Source organism: Janthinobacterium leeuwenhoeki (genome assembly GCF_051380795.1).
In the GTDB taxonomy this organism is placed as follows: Bacteria; Pseudomonadota; Gammaproteobacteria; order Burkholderiales; family Burkholderiaceae_D; genus Janthinobacterium.
Map to the genome: position 1 here is coordinate 84,482 of NZ_JBNYXT010000011.1, position 17,867 is coordinate 102,348.

General features: G+C 64.8%; 10 protein-coding genes. 6 read left to right on the top strand and 4 right to left on the bottom strand.

Annotation, left to right across the window (positions count from 1 at the left end; all coding sequences use genetic code 11):
- Nucleotides 1–15 precede the first annotated feature (15 nt).
- Genes ACQ4WS_RS11720 through ACQ4WS_RS11730 form a run of 3 tightly spaced genes read left to right on the top strand, consistent with a single transcriptional unit; the run spans nt 16 to nt 5,678 of the window.
- The gene (locus ACQ4WS_RS11720) at nt 16–1,254 is read left to right on the top strand and encodes a TolC family protein (RefSeq protein ID WP_436476401.1); all 1,239 of its coding nucleotides are present in this window, start codon (nt 16–18) and stop codon (nt 1,252–1,254) included.
- Between the two features lie 13 nt (nt 1,255–1,267).
- Entirely contained in the window at nt 1,268–2,473 is a 1,206-nt protein-coding gene (locus ACQ4WS_RS11725; protein ID WP_436476403.1) for an efflux RND transporter periplasmic adaptor subunit, read from the top strand.
- A 25-nt stretch (nt 2,474–2,498) separates the two neighbouring features.
- Nucleotides 2,499–5,678 carry an efflux RND transporter permease subunit gene (locus ACQ4WS_RS11730; RefSeq protein WP_436476405.1) on the top strand — a complete coding sequence of 1,060 codons (3,180 nt, stop codon included), beginning with the start codon at nt 2,499–2,501 and terminating at the stop codon, nt 5,676–5,678.
- Nucleotides 5,679–5,752: 74 nt separating this feature from the next.
- On the opposite strand, the gene ACQ4WS_RS11735 is transcribed toward ACQ4WS_RS11730, so the two are convergent.
- A complete protein-coding gene (locus ACQ4WS_RS11735; RefSeq protein WP_077399117.1) occupies nt 5,753–6,262 on the bottom strand; it encodes a hypothetical protein in 510 nt (169 codons plus the stop codon).
- A gap of 121 nt (nt 6,263–6,383) precedes the next feature.
- Complete coding sequence (locus ACQ4WS_RS11740; protein ID WP_436476408.1) at nt 6,384–6,620, bottom strand: hypothetical protein; 237 nt, start codon at nt 6,618–6,620, stop codon at nt 6,384–6,386.
- Nucleotides 6,621–6,831: 211 nt separating this feature from the next.
- Here ACQ4WS_RS11740 and ACQ4WS_RS11745 point away from each other — a divergent pair, with 211 nt between their 5' ends.
- Nucleotides 6,832–7,206: a hypothetical protein gene (locus ACQ4WS_RS11745; RefSeq protein ID WP_436476410.1), complete on the top strand. Its 375-nt coding sequence runs from the start codon at nt 6,832–6,834 to the stop codon at nt 7,204–7,206.
- Here ACQ4WS_RS11745 and ACQ4WS_RS11750 read toward each other — a convergent pair whose 3' ends face one another.
- Together ACQ4WS_RS11750 and queC are read right to left on the bottom strand one after the other, a co-directional pair.
- Entirely contained in the window at nt 7,207–10,206 is a 3,000-nt protein-coding gene (locus ACQ4WS_RS11750; RefSeq protein ID WP_436476412.1) for a sensor domain-containing diguanylate cyclase, read from the bottom strand. It abuts the gene before it with no gap.
- Between the two features lie 358 nt (nt 10,207–10,564).
- Nucleotides 10,565–11,278, bottom strand: a complete 714-nt coding sequence (gene queC / locus ACQ4WS_RS11755) for a 7-cyano-7-deazaguanine synthase QueC (RefSeq protein WP_101483693.1) — start codon at nt 11,276–11,278, stop codon at nt 10,565–10,567.
- Between the two features lie 222 nt (nt 11,279–11,500).
- On the opposite strand from queC, the gene ACQ4WS_RS11760 reads away from it, so the two are divergent.
- A complete protein-coding gene (locus ACQ4WS_RS11760; protein ID WP_436476415.1) occupies nt 11,501–13,429 on the top strand; it encodes an autotransporter assembly complex protein TamA in 1,929 nt (642 codons plus the stop codon).
- Nucleotides 13,429–17,847 carry a translocation/assembly module TamB domain-containing protein gene (locus ACQ4WS_RS11765; RefSeq protein WP_436476417.1) on the top strand — a complete coding sequence of 1,473 codons (4,419 nt, stop codon included), beginning with the start codon at nt 13,429–13,431 and terminating at the stop codon, nt 17,845–17,847. The genes ACQ4WS_RS11760 and ACQ4WS_RS11765 overlap by 1 nt, the downstream gene beginning before the upstream one ends.
- Nucleotides 17,848–17,867: the final 20 nt, after the last annotated feature.

Sequence of the window (17,867 nt, forward strand, 5' to 3'; positions counted from 1 at the left end):
CTTTTGGAGAATTCGATGTACCGTTCCATCTATCTGTTATTGCTCTCCGCCGGTCTGCTGACCGGCAATCTTGCCCATGCGCAAGCTCCACAGGAGCCTGCCACTCCATTGACCTTGCCCGCCGCGCTACTGCTGGCCGAAGGCGGCAACGCCACCCTGTCCGCTGCCCGCCATGAACTGGCGGCGCAAGGCGGCGCCCTGCAGCAGGCGCGCGCCCTGCCCAACCCTGAACTGCAAACCGTGCTGGAAGACACGCGGCGCGCCACGCGCAGCACCACCGTGCAACTCAATCAGCTGATAGAACTGGGCGGCAAGCGGGGCGCGCGCGCCGCCGTCGCCCGGCGCGGCGAAGACCTGGCGCAGGCCGGCCTGTCCCTGCAGCAAGCCGACACGCGTGCCGCCGTGACTTCCGCCTTTGTCGACGTCCTGGCGGCGCAGGAAGGCTTGCGCCTGGCCGACAGCGCACAGGCCCTGGCCGCCCGCGCCAGCGACATCACGGCGCGCCGGGTGACGGCCGGCAAGGCCTCGCCTGTCGAGCAAACCCGCGCCAGGGTCGCCGAAGCCAGCGTGCGGCTGGAACTGAACCTGGCCCGCAGCACCCTGGCCAGTGCGCGCAAGCGCCTGGCCGCCCTGTGGGGCAACGCCGCGCCACGCTTTACCCTCGCCGAGGGACGCCTGGAAACCTTGCCGGAGCTGCCCCCGGCAAGCGAACTGACGGCGCGCCTGGCCCAGGCCCCGGCCGTGCGCCAGGCGCAAAGCGCGCTGGCCCAGCGGCAAGCCATGCTGGACGTGGAACAGCGGCGCGCCACGCCCGACGTCACCGTGAGTATCGGCATGAAGCGCTCGGAAGAGCTGGGCCGCAACCAGGCCATCATCGGCCTGGCCCTGCCACTCCCCCTGTTCGACCGCAATGCGGGCAATAAACTCGACGCCTTGCGCCGCAGCGACAAGGCCAGCGACGAGCTGGCCGCCGCCCGCATCGCCGTGCAAACGGCCGTGGCCGCCGCCACCGAACGCCTGGCCACGGCCCGGCTCGACGTGGAAAGCTTGCGCCAGGACATCTTGCCTGGCGCGCAGAGCGCCTACGACGCGGCCAGCAAGGGTTTTGAGTTCGGCAAGTTCGCCTTTCTCGACGTGCTCGATGCCCAGCGCACCTTGCTGCAAGCCAAAAACCAATACCTGCGCGCGCTGACGGAAGCGCAGCACGCCGCCGCCGACATCGAGCGCCTGCTTGGCGCCCCCGCTCCCCTGTAAGGAAGACCCGACTATGAACATCAAACTCGACAAGAAACAAGCGATCGCCATCGGCGCCATCGCGGCCGCCGGCATCGTGCTGGCCGTTCTCATCCTCGGCACGGGCAAGTCCGACGCCCCACCTGCCCCTGCCGTCAAGGCGGAAGCCCATGCTGAAAAGAAAGACGAACACGGCCACGAGGAAGTGGAAGGCCGGCTGGAACTGACGGCGGCGCAAAGCCGTGCGGCCGGCGTCGTCATTGCCACGGCCGCGCCCGGCCGCATCAAGACGACAGTCGCCCTGCCCGGCGAAATCCGTTTTAACGAAGACCGCACGGCCCACGTCGTGCCGCGCCTGGCCGGCGTGGTGGAAGCCGTACACGCCGACCTGGGCCGGCTGGTGAAAAAGGGGCAAGTGCTGGCCGTCATCGCCAGCACGGAGCTGTCGGAACAGCGCAGCGCACTGCTGTCCGCGCAGCGGCGCTTGTCGCTGGCCCGCTCCACGTATGAACGCGAAGAAAAACTGTGGCGCGAGAAAATTTCGGCCGAACAGGACTACCTGCAGGCGCAGCAAACGTGGCGCGAGGCGGAAATCGCCGTGCAGAACGCGCAGCAAAAGCTCAGTGCGCTGGGCGCCAGTGGTTCCAGCAAGGGCCCGTTGAACCGCTATGACATCCGCGCGCCATTTGACGGCATGGTGCTGGAAAAACATATCACCCTGGGCGAAGCCGTCAAGGAAGACGCGAACATCTTCATCATTTCCGACCTGTCGACCGTGTGGGCGGAAATCGCCGTGCCGGCGAAAGACCTGGCCACCGTGCGCATGGGAGGCAAGGCGGAAGTCAAAGCCAGCGCGTTTGATGCCAGCGCGCAAGGCACGATCACCTACGTGGGCGCGCTGCTGGGCGAGCAGACGCGCACGGCCAAGGCACGCATCAGCTTGCTGAACCCCGACATGGCCTGGCGCCCGGGCCTGTTCGTCACGGTGGAAGTGGTGTCCGGTGAAGCGGACGCGCCCGTCACCGTGCAAAGCACGGCCATCCAGACGGTGGAAGACAAGCCCGTCGTCTTCGTGCAGCTCAAGGATGGCTACCAGGCCACGCCCGTGGTGCTGGGGCGCAGCGACGGCACCTTGACGCACATCAAACAGGGCCTGGCCGCCGGCACGCCGTACGCGGCGCAAGGCAGCTTCGTGCTGAAGTCCGAGCTGGGCAAGGATGCTGCCGGCCACGAACATTGATCACGTCAAAGCTAAGGAAACCATCATGTTTGAACGCTTGATCCGCTTCGCCATCGACCAGCGCTGGCTGGTGATGCTGGCCGTGGCCGCCATGGCAGGCCTGGGCATCTACAGCTATCAAAAGCTGCCCATCGACGCCGTGCCCGACATCACCAATGTGCAGGTGCAAATCAATACCCAGTCCGCCGGCTATTCGCCGCTGGAAACCGAGCAGCGTGTCACCTTCCCCATCGAGACGGCCATGGCCGGCTTGCCGAACCTGGAACAGACGCGCTCGCTGTCGCGCTATGGCCTGTCGCAAGTGACCGTGATCTTCAAGGATGGCACGGACATTTATTTTGCGCGCCAGATGATCAACGAGCGCTTGCAGGAAGCCAAGGAAAGCTTGCCGGCTGGCATCACGCCAAAGATGGGTCCCGTCTCCACGGGTCTCGGTGAAATCTACCTGTGGACGGTGGAAGCGCAGGACGGCGCGAAGAAGCCCGATGGCACGCCGTACACGCCGACGGACTTGCGCGAAATCCAGGACTGGATCATCAAGCCGCAGTTGCGCAATGTCACGGGCGTGACGGAAATCAATGCCATCGGCGGCTACGCCAAGCAATACCAGGTGGCGCCCTACCCTGAAAAACTGGCCGCCTACGGCATCAGCCTGCAAGACGTGGTGACGGCGCTCGAGCGCAACAACAGCAACGTGGGCGCCGGCTATATCGAACGGCAGGGCGAGCAGCTGCTGATACGCGCGCCGGGCCAGGTGGCCTCAAAAAGCGACATTGGCAACATCGTCGTCGCCAACGTGCAGGGCGTGGCCATTCGCATCCGCGACGTGGCCGACGTGGTGCTGGGGCGCGAGCTGCGCACAGGCGCGGCCACGGAAAACGGCCGCGAAGTGGTGCTCGGTACCGTTTTCATGCTGATCGGACAGAACAGCCGCGCCGTCTCGCAAGCCGTCGATAAAAAAATGCTGGAGATCAACCGCAGCCTGCCGAAAGGCGTGCACGCCGTCACCGTGTATGACCGCACGGTGCTGGTCGACAAGGCCATCAATACGGTGAAGAAAAACCTGCTCGAAGGCGCGGTATTGGTGATCGCCATCCTGTTCCTGTTCCTCGGCAATATCCGCGCGGCCATCATCACGGCCATGGTGATTCCGCTGGCCATGCTGTTCACGTTCACGGGCATGGTGCAATACCATGTGAGCGCCAACCTGATGAGTCTGGGGGCGCTGGACTTCGGCATCATCATCGATGGCGCCGTGGTGATCGTGGAAAACTGCGTGCGCCGCCTGGCCCATGCGCAGCAAAAACTGGGACGGCCGTTGACCTTGCAGGAGCGCTTTGATGAAGTGTTTGCGGCATCGCAAGAAGCGCGCCGTCCCTTGCTGTATGGTCAGCTGATCATCATGGTCGTGTACCTGCCCATCTTCGCGCTGACGGGCGTGGAAGGGCGCATGTTTACGCCGATGGCCCTGACGGTGGTGATCGCCCTGCTGGGCGCCATGCTGCTGTCGATCACCTTCATCCCCGCCGCCGTGGCGCTGTTTATCGGCGACAAGGTAGCGGAGAAGGAAAACGCCATCATGCGCGCCGCCAAGCGCTGGTATGCGCCGCTGCTGGACAAGGTGATGCGCAACACGCCCGTCGTGCTGACGGGCGCAGCAGTAGCGGTAGTGCTGTCGGGTTTGCTGGCCACGCGCATGGGCAGCGAATTCGTGCCCAGCCTGAACGAGGGCGACATCGCCATCCAGGCCTTGCGCATCCCCGGCACCAGCTTGAGCCAGTCGCTGGCCATGCAGCAGCAGCTGGAAAGCAAGCTGATGGCAAACCACAAGGAAATCGCGCGCGTATTTGCCCGCACGGGTACGGCCGAGATCGCCTCTGACCCCATGCCGCCGAATATATCCGACGGCTACATCATGCTCAAGCCCCGCGATGCATGGCCGGAACCGGGAAAATCGCGCGAGCAATTGCTGGCAGAGATCGAAGCGACGGCCACCAGCTTGCCCGGCAACAACTACGAGTTTTCGCAACCGATCCAGCTGCGCTTCAATGAACTGATTTCCGGCGTGCGCAGCGACGTGGCCGTGAAACTGTTCGGCGACGACATGGCCGTGCTCGACAGCACGGCAGCGAAGATCGCCGGCGTGCTGGGCAAAATCCCGGGCGCGACGGAAGTGAAAGTGGAACAAACGACGGGCTTGCCCATGCTGACGGTGCAGATCGACCGCGAGCAGACGGCCCGCTATGGCCTCAACATTGCCGACGTGCAAGCGGCGATTGCCACGGCCATCGGCGGGCAGGAGGCGGGCACCCTGTTCCAGGGCGACCGCCGCTTCGACATCGTCGTGCGCCTGCCCGACAGCCTGCGCAGCGACCTGGAGCAGCTCAAACGCCTGCCCATCGCCCTGCCCCTGGGCGCGGCGGCGGAAGGCCGCGCGCGCTTCATCCCGCTCGGCGAAGTGGCCAGCCTGCAAGTGGCGCCGGGGCCGAACCAGATCAGCCGCGAAGATGGCAAGCGCCGCATCGTCGTCAGCGCGAATGTGCGCGGACGCGATATCGGCTCCTTCGTGGCCGACGCCACGCAACAGTTGCAGGCGCAGGTGACCATTCCCCCTGCTTACTGGACCAGCTGGGGCGGCCAGTTCGAGCAATTGCAATCGGCCACGAAACGCCTGGAGCTGGTGGTGCCGGTGGCGCTGGCCCTCGTGTTTGTGTTGCTGTTTGCCATGTTCGGCAACGTGAAGGATGGCTTATTGGTGTTCAGCGGCATCCCGTTCGCCTTGACGGGCGGCATCGTCGCCCTGTGGCTGCGCGACATTCCCATGTCGATCTCGGCGGCGGTCGGCTTTATCGCCCTGTCCGGCGTGGCCGTGCTGAACGGCCTGGTGATGATCGCCTACATCCGCCAGCTGCGCGAACAGGGCATGCCCTTGCAGGACGCCATCCGCGTAGGAGCGATCACGCGTTTGCGGCCCGTGCTGATGACGGCGCTGGTGGCCTCGCTGGGTTTCGTGCCGATGGCCATTGCCACGGGCACGGGCGCCGAAGTACAGCGTCCGCTGGCCACCGTGGTGATCGGCGGCATCCTGTCGTCGACGGCATTGACCTTGCTGGTGCTGCCGCTGCTGTACCGGCTGGCGTATCGCCGGCAAGAGGAGGTGGAGAAGGAAGAGGAGGTAGGTCGGATTAGATCCGAAGGAGCGTAATCCGACACCACCACTGGCGCCAACAATAGGTCGGATTACGCGGGGCCTTGCCCCGCTAATCCGACCTACGCCTGTTATGGGCGGCGGTAGCCGCCCTCGATCCAGTTGGCGGCAGACGTGGCGTTGAACTTGAACGCAGCCGAGGTACGCACCTTGGCGATCTGTTCGCCGTCGGCGTCGTAGGCGCTCAGTTCCGCGTACGGATGGTCTTCGTCGGGGACGATGTCGAACATCACCTTGATTTGCCCCTCGTCGGTGGCGACAAACAGGTTCTTGTGCAATTGTGCATGCAGCTGCTGCTCGTGGCGGCGCAGCACTTCCGACGCCGTCTTCACCAGCGTGTTGAACGCGTTGACGTCGAGCGGCTTCGGATTTTTCTTGTCGCGGCCCATGGTCCATGGGCCCACCAGGGCCGGCTCCGGTTCGCCATCCTTGATCATGGCCACGGCCCAGCCTTCATCTTCCTCGTTCTTGATCACCCTCGCCGTCCAGCCATTGCCTACCCACAGGCGCGGCTCCTGGATCGGGGCGTCATTATCCTGCTCGGCTGCTTCATCGGAAAAATCAGGGAAATCGGTACTCATGGCGGTGCTCGTGATGGAAGGTCGGGGCTAGCATGATAGTCGAAAACGCCCGCCCGTGCCGCCTTGCCGGCGGCATGGGTGAACGTTCAATGCTTCCGTCCGGCACCTTCCCAGGCAGTTGTCAGCACATGGACATGGCTGGCCGGTTGGGCCAGATCAGCGGCGGACCGGGCGGTATCCAGCGCGGGTCGATGGCCGGCAGCGGCGTATGGTAATTGAACGGCGTAATGATGATCGGCGGTATCGCCGATGGCGCGCCGACGGGCTCGGCGCAGGACTGCGGGGCGCTACGCTGGCGCGTGATTCGATGGTCAGGGGGGGATAGCGATTGATCCCCGGTATCTGCAAACAAAAGCATGTTGCCCTCCTTGCGAGACTGAGGTATTCAGTATAGGACGGCTTGCACACATTACAAGAAAAGAAATCTTGTTCCAGATCAGCGTTTTCTGCCCGTCAGCGCCTTCCATACCGTGAAAATGACGGCCTGTCGCACGCCGCTGGCGGCCTGCCGGTCGCGCCCCTACAGTGTAACCATGCAAGACCCCATCACCTACACACTGAGGCTCACCATGAAAAAACTGCTCACCTTCGTCCTCATCGTCATGCTCGCCTGCCTGTTCCTCGACAAGATAAGCGGCAGCGACATGCACATGCAGTTCAACGGCGACGATGTCGACGGTCCGCTGGAGTGGTTGTTCGGCCTGGTGTTTGCCGGCGGCGGCTTGCTGATCGCCGCCATTGCGCTGGTGTGCGCCGCCGTCGTCACAGGCATAGTACTGGCCGGCGTGGGCGTGGTGCTGATCGCCGTGGTGGCCTTGTGCGTGGTACTTGCACTGGCATTGAGCACGCCCGTGCTGCTGCCGCTGCTGATTCCCATCGCCATCGTCTGGCTGATCGTCAGCCGCAAGCACAAGCAGGCGCAAGCGCGTCAGCACAGCCTGTAATCACTGCGCCATAAACTTGCTGAGCACGCCGTCGCTGCCGCCGTCATTCTGCTCGATGCGGTTGCGCCCGCCCCGCTTGGCCCGGTACAGCGCCTCGTCGGCGCGCGCCAGCACGGCGTCGCAATCGGCATCGGTGCCGGCCATGGCTGCCATGCCGATGCTCACCGTGATGGTAATCACAATGCCGCCATCGATGGTCAGCGAACTTTCCGCCACGCGCCGGCGCAGCCGTTCGGCAAACACGGCCGCCGCCGCCAGGTCCGTGCCCGGCAGCAAGATGGCAAATTCTTCGCCCCCCACGCGGCCCGGCACATCGACCTTGCGCAGCGCCTGGCACATCAGCGCACCCAGGTGGCGCAGCACGGTATCGCCCACGGCATGGCTATGCTCGTCGTTGACCCGCTTGAAGTGATCGATGTCGAGCATCAGCACGCTGGCGAAACTGGCCAGTTCGCGCTGCAAGCGGGCGTGCTCGTTTTCCAGCGCCGCCATGAAGTGGCGCCGGTTCGGCAAGCCGGTGAGGAAATCGGTGGTGGCCAGCTGCAGCAGTTCCGCGTTCATGCGCTTGCGCTCGGTGATATCGAGCGTGGACACCATGACGAAATCGAGGCTGTCCGCATGGCCGGGCATCACCAGCAAGCTCAATTCATTTTGCCGCGCCGCGCCATCGAGGCGCACGAAGCTGCTCTCGCATTCGTACAGGTGGGCGCCGCCAGCCAGCGCCAGCAGCGCGTCGCCGAAACGGGGCAAGGCGCTGTCGTCGAAATTCTGCGCCAGGCCCAGCGCGCCGCGGCGCTGATCGTCTTCGTTGGCGCGCACTTGCGCCAGGGCGGCGCCGTTCGCATCGATGATGCGCACCAGCCCCGCCAGTTGCTGCAGCGCGTCCGGATTGGCCTGGAAGTGGGCGCCCAGGTCGCGCACGCCCGCTTGCTCAAGAGCATCGAGCGCGGCGCGCACGGCCGACCAGTCCTGTTCCCACAGGGCCACGGGTGCATGGTCGTACAGGCTGCGGAAACGCGCTTCGCCGGCGCGCAGGGCCAGCGCCACTTGCGCCTGCTCGATGGCCATGCCGGCCAGGTGCGCCGCCTCGCTCAGCCGCGCCAGATGCGTCGCGCCCGGTAACGTGGGCTGGCGGTGATACGCCATCAGCACGCCGAGCAGCTTGCCCGAGCCGCCACGCACGGGCTCGGCCCAGCACGATTGCAGCTGGGCCCGCCACGCCAGTTCCATCGCGTCCTGCACATCGGCATGCAGGTCGCCGACGATCACGCGCTGGCCGTCGCGCACAGCTTGCGCGGCAATACCATGCACGCCCTGCAGGGTGTCGAGGTCATGGCCATGGCTGGCCAGGTTGAAGAACGCGGGCAAGCCCGGCGCCGCGCCCAGCACCAGGCGGTGGCGGCTTTCATCGAGCAGCAAGATGCTGCACAACATGGCAGGATGATCCGCTTGCACGCTCAGCACCACGCTTTCCAGCACCCGTTCCAGCGGCGCGCCCGTGGCCAGCATTTCCAGCACCTGCCGCCGCGTGTGCTCGCGCCGCTCCATCTGGCTGCGCTCGCTGATATCGCGGAAGGTCCACAAGCGCGCCTGTTCATTGCCCAGTTGCATGCTGCGCACATATTGCTCGACCACCCGTCCATCGCACAGGTGCAGCACGTCGCGCCGCTCGCGGTGGCCGTGCGGCGCGTGCACGCGTGCCCCAAGGAAAGGCGCCGCCTGCTCCAGCTGGCTTTCCACATGGCGCACCAGCGCCGCGCCATCGGCTTGCCAGTCGAGCGCGTCGGGCACTTGCCACAGGTCGCGGAAGCGCCGGTTCGACGTGAAGATGTGGCCATCGGTATTGTCGACCAGAATGCCGTCGATGGTCGAATCGAGGATGCTGCGCAGCATGGCCTGGCTGCGCTGCGCCGCTTCAGCCATCGCCAGCACGCTCGCCTGCCCCTGCTCCAGCTGGCCCGTCAGCTCGCTCGAACGCACCAGCGCCGCCTGGGCGCGGACGCGGCCCGCCGCCAGCAGCCAGGCCGCCAGCGCCAGCACGATGCTGGCCAGCAAGCCGGTCCAGGCCACCAGGCGGGGCCGCGCCAGCAGTTCGCCATCAAAGCCCGGCATGGCGCGCACGCGCAAGGTCCAGGCATGGCCGGCGATGGTGATCACTTGCTGCGACAGCAGGCTGTCCGAAGCGGCAGACGACAAGGCGCCCGGCAAGCTGTCATACATCAGGGCCGCCTCGGCGAGTTGCGCGCCATCATAGATTTCCAGGTCCAGCTGGCGCGCACTCTCGCCGCCCACGCCCGCCATCAGGTCGCCCATGCGGAACGGGGCAAAGACCCAGGCGCGCAAGGCGGCGCGCCGCTGCGCCACGCTGGCGTGCGGCAAAGCATTGTCATACACGGGCAGCACGACCAGGAAGCCATGCGCCTGGGCGCTGCCGCCATCTTGCACCAGGTGGATCTTGCCCGTCATGGCGGCCTGGCCCGTGTCGCGCGCCTGCTCCAGCGCGGCGCGGCGCACGGGTTCGTACCCGATGTCGTAGCCGACGGCCAGCAGGTTGCTCTCGCTCAAAGGTTCCAGATAGGTGATGGGCGCATGCCAGGCGCGCTGGCCATGCGGACGCACGGCATAGCCGGGATAGCCGTCCGCGCGCACGCCGGCCTCATGCCGCGCCAGGGCAGCGCCGGACAACAACGGCAGGTAACCGATGCCATGGATGCCGGGAAAGTGGCGGTCCACCTGTTGTACCACCAGATAGGTATGGAATTCGCGGCGCGTGACTTCCTGCGAACTGGCATACAGGCCCTGCACCCCGTGCAGCACCTGGATGTAGGTCTGCATGCGGCCGACGATGTTGTTCACCAGTTCGCGCACGCGGAAATCGAAATCGGCCTGCACCTGCTGTTCGCTGGCGTCGTCGGCATTGCGCCAGGCGCCATACGTCAATCCCAGGCACAGCGCCAGCACCAGCGCGGCCAACGCGCGCGCGCCCGCCCAGTGCGACACTGATCTGGCAAACCACGATGTAGACGCGCGTGTAGGCATGACAGGCGGAAAAGCAGAACGGATATCAAACCGCTACACGGCCAGCAGCATGGCTGGCAGCGGGCTGCACGATTACCATCGGTAGTCGATGAGAATGATAGTACGTTACAGCGGGCGCCCTTGCAATGCTGAATATTGTATTAAAAAGATCACATATTTCACCAATGCAATGATGCGTACTCCGGGAAAATTCGATGCCGTGAAAACCATCCTCGACGGCATCATCCACACGGCGCGGCATTTGCTGGCCGGCAGCCTGCGCCCGCATGCCATCGTGGCCGCGCCGCTTGAAGAAACGGCGCAACTTGCTTACAACTGCTTACTTCAGGGCTTTTCTCGCCGCGTATTGCTGGTAGCCGTTGGCGCGCAGGGCGCAGGCGGGGCAGGTGCCGCAGCCATAGCCCCAGTCGTGCAGCTCGCCCCGCTCGCCCAGATAGCAGGTGTGCGTGCCACTGCGGATCAGGTCGACCAGCGGCTGGCCGCCCAGGTCTTCCGCCAGATCCCAGCTTTGCGCCTTGTCCAGCCACATCAGCGGCGTTTCCAGCTTCAAGCGCGTGTTCATGCCCAGGTTCAGGGCCACTTGCAGGGCCTTCATCGTATCGTCGCGGCAATCCGGGTAGCCGGAAAAATCCGTCTCGCACATGCCGCCCACCAGCACCGTCAAGCCGCGGCGATACGCCACGGTGGCGGCCACCGTCATGAACAGCAAGTTACGTCCAGGCACGAAGGTGTTCGGCAAGCCGTTTTCCTGCATGACGATCTCGACGTTCTGCGTCATGGCCGTATCGGAAATGGCGGAAATCAGGGACAGGTCTATCATGTGATCCTGGCCCAGGCGGCTGTCCCATTCGGGCGACTGCTGGCGCATCTGTTCCAGTACGCCGGGACGCACGGTCAGTTCGATCGCATGGCGCTGGCCGTAGTCAAAGCCGATGGTTTCCACGCGGCTATAGTGTTTCAAGGCCCAGGCCAGGCAGGTGGTGGAATCTTGTCCACCGCTAAAGAGCACCAGTGCGGAGTCCGTTGCTAGCATAAATTTTCTTTCTATGTTTTTATCTGTTGCAATAGTGCGCAGGGAAACATGATTCCCGGTGCAAAAAATACTTATTCGTCCGCCATCAGTTTACCTATTCCGGTAACATGCAGTCAGCATTTACTCATCTGGAGCACCATGTTTTCTGCACGACCCATACGGCATACGGCTGCCGGCAAGGCGATACGACCACGAATTTTGGCACAAGTAGTGACAAAAGTAATGGGGCAACTGACACTGGCGGCCGCCGGCAGTGTCATCCTGGTATGCCCGGCCGTCCAGGCCCGCGGGCAGGAGGGAACGCAAGAGCGCCCGCAAGACGGCATCGCCGACAGCCCCGTCACGGAAGCGGCGCCCGCCCCGCTGCAGTACGAGGTCAAGGTCAACGCGCCCGGCGACCTCGATGAGTTGCTCGAAAAAAACCTGGATCTGGAACGCTTCCGCGGCAACCCGCGCATGGACCGCGAGCAATTGCAGCGCCTCGTGCGCGATACGCCCGAGCAAGCCAAAAACCTCGTCGCCACGGCCGGCTATTACACGCCCGTCGTCACGGTGCGCGTCGACACGACGGGGGCAAAACCCGTCGTCATCGTCGACCTTGATCCGGGCCAGCCCGTGACCATCGACAAGGTCGAGCTGGAATTGCGCGGCTTCGACCCCACGCCGCCGCTGGCCGCGTCCGAACCCTACGATACGGAAGCGCTGAAGCGCAGCTGGTCGTTGAAAACAGGCAGCGTGTTTCGCCAATCCGACTGGGAATCGGCCAAGCGCGCCCTGCTGCGCGAAGTGGTGCAGACGCGCTACCCGCGCGCCCAGCTGGTCGACACACAAGCCGTGGTCGACCCGGAAACGCACACGGTCTCCCTGCTGGTGGTGCTCGACAGCGGCCCCGAGCTGCGCTTCGGCGAACTGCGCATCGAAGGCTTGAAACGCTACGATGCCAGCATCATCCGCAACCTCGACAAGATACGTCCGGGCGAGTACTACAGCGAATCGGCGCTGCAATCGCTCCAGGCGCGCCTGCAGGACACGGGCTATTTTGCCAGCGTAGAAGTGAGCGCCGACATGAGCAGCATCCTCAGCGAGCAAATCGAAGCGGGCCAGGAAAGCCAGCAAGCCGAGGCCGAAGGTGGTAGCGCCGGCGCCGCCCCCGAAGCCAAGCCCCTCAAGCCCGTCAACCGCGGCCCCGCACCGCTGCTGCCGCTGGTGGTGCGCGTGACGGAAAACAAGCAGCAGAACGTCAGCGCCGGCCTGGGTTTCAGTACCAACACGGGCAATCGCGCACAGCTCAACTATGACAACCTGAACGTGTGGGGCACGCGCTTCAAGAGCGCGATCACCATGGAAACGAAGAAACAGGCGGCGCACGCCAATTTTTACTTTCCAACGACCGAGCGCGGCTACAACGACAGCGCGGGCGCCTCGTTCGAGCGCAGCGACATTTCCAACGAAATCACGGCCGTCACCACCATCTCGGCCAAGCGCAACTGGGGCGGTACCAACCTTGAGCGCAGCCTGACGTTCGAGTTCCTCAGCGAAGACAAGACTGTCGTCGGCCTGGAACAGACGCGCAGCAAGAGCTTGCCGCTGACCTATGCCATCACCAAGCGCAGCCTCGACAGCCTGCTATTCCCCACCAAGGGCTATGTCATCAATGCCCAGGTGGGCGGCGCCCTGCTGCCCGTGCTGACGGACGAGCGCTTCGTGCGCGTGGCCGGCAAGGCCGTGTATTACCGCCCGCTGGGTGAAAAAGGCGAGCTGATCGTGCGCGGCGAAATGGGCGCGCTGGGTTCGAAGGAAAAACGCGGCGTGCCGGCCGTCTACCTGTTCCGCGCGGGCGGCGACCAGTCGGTGCGCGGCTATGCCTACCAGGAACTGGGCGTGAAGGAAGGCGACGCCACCGTCGGCGGGCGCTACATGGCCACCGCCAGCGCAGAATACCAGTACTGGTTCAAGCCGAAATGGGCCGTCGCCGCCTTCTACGACGCCGGCAACGCGGCCGATACCGTGAAAGCGGCCATGACGCCGAAATCGGGCTACGGCCTGGGCGGGCGCTACAAGAGCCCCGTCGGCCCCATCAATGTCGACGTGGCGTATGGCCACGCCGTCCACGCCTACCGTTTGCACTTCTCTCTGGGATTCACTTTCTGATGTCCGACATGATTACCGAGGCGCCCGACGCCGTCCCTCCACCGCCGGCGCCGCGCCGCTGGTTGCGCTACGTACTGATCGCCGTCGTCAGCCTGGCCGTGCTGCTGGGCGGCGCCTTCTGGTTCCTGGGCCGCGAATCGACCTTGCAGATGCTGGTGCAAAAAGTGGCCAGTGCCAGCGGCGGCGAAATCGAAGTGTCGGGCGTGTCCGGCTCGCTGTACAACCGCATGCACCTGGGCCACGTCAGCTACCGCAGCAAGACGCAGCACATCACGGCCGACAACATCGACATCAACTGGTCGCCGCTCCAGTTCTTTTCGGAAGGCATCGCCATCAGCGAACTGCACGTGGCCAGCCTGTCCGTGGAAAGCACGGCGCCCTCCGAGGAACCGTCGACGATGCCGGCCAGCCTGGCTTCACCCTTCAAGATCGGCATCAGCGACGCGCGCCTGGACAAGGTGACCCTGGTGAGCGCGGGCGGCAACACGGTATTTGAAAAGATCCACTTCACCTTGTCGGGCGACAAGACGCAATGGCAGCTGGAAGACGCCTCGGCCCTGACGCCATTCGGCCAGGCCACGGCCAGCGCGACGATTGCTGCCACGCAACCGTTCAAACTGTCAGGCAAAGCCGGCTTGACGCAGCTCAACCCCGCGGCCGGTGAAAAACCCGCCGCCCTCGCTTTGCAACTGGCCGGCGACTTGAATGTGCTGAACGTGACGGCCAAGGGCAGCGCAGGCGCGGCCACGGCCGACGCCCAGCTGGCGCTGGCGCCGTTCGACCCCGTCATCATCCTGCGCTCGGCCAGCATCCGTGGCCGCAACATCAATCCGGGCAAGTTCGACGCCACCTTGCCGCAGGCGGACCTGAGCCTGGAACTCGATGCCGCCATCGATACCCGCCCCAGCGCGCAAAGCGTGTCGGGCAAGCTGGCCATCCTCAACCACGCCACGCCTGGCCCCATCGACCAGCAAAAGCTGCCGCTGCGCCAGTTCGAGGCGCGCCTGGGCGGCACCCTGACGGCCACCACGCTGGAATCGGCCATCATCGATTTCGGCAACGCGGGCAAATTCACGGGTAGCGGCAAGCTCAACCGCGACGCCGTCGATGCGCCCATCGGCAATGCGCAGTTAACCTTGCACACCGACAAGATCGACTTGCAGCACATTTACAGCAGCATCAACAGCACCAAGATCGTCGGCGATATCGTGCTCGACAGCGACGGCAAGACGCAGACCCTGCGCGCCAAGCTGGGCGAAGCCAAGCTGCGCCTGGACGTGGAAGCCACCCTGGCCGATTCTCTCGTGCAATTGCGCAAGGCGACCTTGCAAGCGGGCAAAAGCAGCGTCAACGCGACGGGCCAGATCAGCCTGAAGGATGAGCAACCCTTCAAGGCCGTGGCCAGCACCAGCCGTCTCAATCCCGCCGACTTCGGCGCCTTCCCCGTGGCCGACCTGAACCTCGACGTGCGCGCCAACGGCCACGTGGCCCCCCAGTGGCTGGCGAATGCGGACTTCACCGTGCGCCCCAGCAAGCTGCTCGACCAGCCCCTGTCCGGCAAGGGCAAGCTGACGGCCGATGCGGCCCATTTCAGCGGCATCGACGTGCAATTGGCGCTGGGCAAGAACAACGTGACGGCCAAGGGCAACTTTGGCGGCGCCGGCGAAAAACTCTACTGGAACGTCGATGCACGGCAACTTTCTGCCCTGCAGGGCGACTTGCTGGGCACGGTGCTGGCCAGCGGCGTGGTGCAAGGCACGCTGCAGCAGCCACGCACGAGCTTTGTTGCCGATGCGAAGGGACTGGGCCTCACCAGCGGCAAACGCCCGGCGCCGGACAGCGCCATCCACGCCAGCGGCGACGTGGGCTTGACGGGGCCGAAGCAGGAAGCGGAATTGAAAATGACGGGTTCTTTGCAAAAGATCAACCCGGCCGCCTTCGGTGCGACATTACCCAACGGCAACGTCAATGCGGATTTCAACGGCAACGGCCGCCTGAGCGGCGACTGGCAACTGGCCCTCAACCTGGCCCTGCGCGAATCGACCTTGCAAAACGCCCCGCTGGCTGGCTACGCCAAGCTGTCGGCCAACGCGAAACGGGTCGACAGCGTGGATGCGGAACTGCGCCTGGGGCCGAACAGCCTGCTGGCCAAGGGCGCGCTGGGCGGCGCCACCGACAAGCTGACATGGAAACTTGATGCGCCGCAACTGTCGACCCTGGGCCCCCGCTTTGCCGGCGTGCTGCAGGCAGCCGGCTCCGTCTCCGGCAAGATGGACGCGCCGGCCGCGCAACTGACGCTCGACGGCCGTGACCTGACCTTCTTTGGCGACCAGCAATTGAAATCCATCAAAGGCAGCGCCAGCGTGGGCGCCGGCCAGGGCGCGCTCGACCCCATGGTCAGCAGCCTGGACATCACGGGCTACAGCACGCCCACCTTCAAGCTGGCCAGCGCCCGCCTGGGCACGACGGGCACGCGCGGCAGCCATACTGTCAGTTTGACGGCGCGCAATGACGATTTCGATGCCACCGTACAAATCCGCGGCAGCCAGAGCGGCGCCAGCTGGACGGGCAGCATCGACAGCCTGCAAAACAAGGGCCGCTATGCGCTGGTGCTGCAAGCGCCCGTGCCCGTGAAAGTGGCCGGTCCCGCCGGCAGCGGCGTGGCGGGCCTGGGCCAGCCGGAACAGATCAGCGTGGGCAACACCGTCATCAAGTTACCGGCAGGCAGCATCACCATGCAAAGTCTGGCCAAGAACGGCTCCCGCTGGACCAGTTCCGGCCAGGCGGCCGGCGTGGCGCTGACCTACCTGGCGCAAGTGATCCCCGCGCTGCAAGCCAATGCGCGCAGCGACCTGACCCTGGGCGCGCAATGGTCGCTCGACATGCAGGTGCCGACGGCCAAGCAAAAAGACCCGTCATTGGCCGGCATGCTGCACATTTACCGCGAAAAAGGCGATGTGACGGTGGGCGTGGAACAGCCGCTGGCGCTGGGCTTGCGCACCCTCGATGCGCGCATCGACGTGGCCAACCAGCAACTGCGCCTGGCCTTCAAACTCGATGGCGCACGCGCGGGCCAGAGCGATATCAATGCCACCGTGCAAATGTTGGGTGGACGCATCAGCAACGACAGCGCCCTCTCCCTGACGGGCACCACCAACGTCGATACACTGGCATGGCTGGCGCCGCTGACGGGCCAGCCGGGCCTGGAACTGGGCGGCGCCCTGAAAATCGCGCTGGCCGGCAGCGGCACCATCGGCGCGCCGCAATTGAATGGCGACATCAACGGCAGCAAGCTGCTGGTGAACTGGGCCGACCAGGGCTTGAAGTTGCGCAATGGCGTGCTGCAAGCCAAGCTGGCCGGCGATCAATTGCAATTGCAGCGCCTGAGCTTTGACGGCGGCGATGGCAAGGTGCAGGCAGATGGCTGGGTACGCTTTGCGAACGGCGAAGCGAGCCTGGAACTGAAACTGCTGGCCGACCGCCTGCAGGCGCTGTCGCGTCCCGACCGTACCTTGATTCTGTCAGGCAACAGCACCCTGGTACGCAACGACAAGCGTTTCAGCTTCGAGGGCAAGTTCAAGGCCAACCGCGCGCTGATCGAGCTGGCGCCGCAGGATACCCCGACGCAAAGCAGCGACGTGGTGGTACTGGGCAAGGAAGTCAAGGGCGGCAAGGAAGCGCCATCCTTGCCCCTGAATATAGACCTCGAATTCGACCTGGGCAATGCCTTCCACCTGCGCGGCATGGGCATCGATGCGGACCTGGCGGGCAATGTGCGCGCCAGAGTCATCAACCGCGCCGCGCCGCGCGTGACGGGCAGCATCCGGGTCGTCAACGGCCTGTATGCGGCGTATGGGCAAAAACTGGCCATCGAGCGGGGCCTGATCGCCTTCACGGGCGCCTACGACAACCCATCCCTGAACATCCTCGCCGTGCGCAAGCGTCCCGAGGGCGAAGCGCTGTCGGAAACGAATGTGGAAGCGGGCGTGGAAGTGCGCGGCACGGCCCAGGCGCCGACAGCCAAACTGGTCTCCACGCCGAGCGTGTCGGATAGCGACAAGCTGGCCTGGCTGATCCTCGGCCACGGCGCGGAAACGGCGGCCGGCGATGAAATGGCCCTCTTGACGACGGCCGCAGGCGCCCTCTTCGGTGGCTCCGGCGGCGGCTTGCAGGGCAAGCTGGCCAGTTCGCTGGGACTCGATGAAGTGGGCCTGTCGCAGGCGAAAGGGCTGGAAAGTACGGTCGTCACCGTCGGCAAGCGCCTGTCCTCGCGCGCCTACCTGACGTTCGAGCAAGGCACGAGCACGGCGACGAGCCTGGTCAAGCTGCGCTACAAACTGAACCGTCGCATCACCCTGCAATTCCAGACGGGTACCAACAATGCGCTGGACGTTTTATACACCTGGGCATTTGATTAGAGTGGCGGCCAACAATGTTG

Coding starts and splice junctions, on each gene's coding strand:
- queC (WP_101483693.1), bottom strand. CDS start 11,278: ATGCTAGCAACGGACTCCGCACTGGTGCTCTTTAGCGGTGGACAAGAT.
- ACQ4WS_RS11760 (WP_436476415.1), top strand. CDS start 11,501: ATGGGGCAACTGACACTGGCGGCCGCCGGCAGTGTCATCCTGGTATGC.
- ACQ4WS_RS11730 (WP_436476405.1), top strand. CDS start 2,499: ATGTTTGAACGCTTGATCCGCTTCGCCATCGACCAGCGCTGGCTGGTG.
- ACQ4WS_RS11720 (WP_436476401.1), top strand. CDS start 16: ATGTACCGTTCCATCTATCTGTTATTGCTCTCCGCCGGTCTGCTGACC.
- ACQ4WS_RS11725 (WP_436476403.1), top strand. CDS start 1,268: ATGAACATCAAACTCGACAAGAAACAAGCGATCGCCATCGGCGCCATC.
- ACQ4WS_RS11745 (WP_436476410.1), top strand. CDS start 6,832: ATGAAAAAACTGCTCACCTTCGTCCTCATCGTCATGCTCGCCTGCCTG.
- ACQ4WS_RS11740 (WP_436476408.1), bottom strand. CDS start 6,620: ATGCTTTTGTTTGCAGATACCGGGGATCAATCGCTATCCCCCCCTGAC.
- ACQ4WS_RS11735 (WP_077399117.1), bottom strand. CDS start 6,262: ATGAGTACCGATTTCCCTGATTTTTCCGATGAAGCAGCCGAGCAGGAT.
- ACQ4WS_RS11765 (WP_436476417.1), top strand. CDS start 13,429: ATGTCCGACATGATTACCGAGGCGCCCGACGCCGTCCCTCCACCGCCG.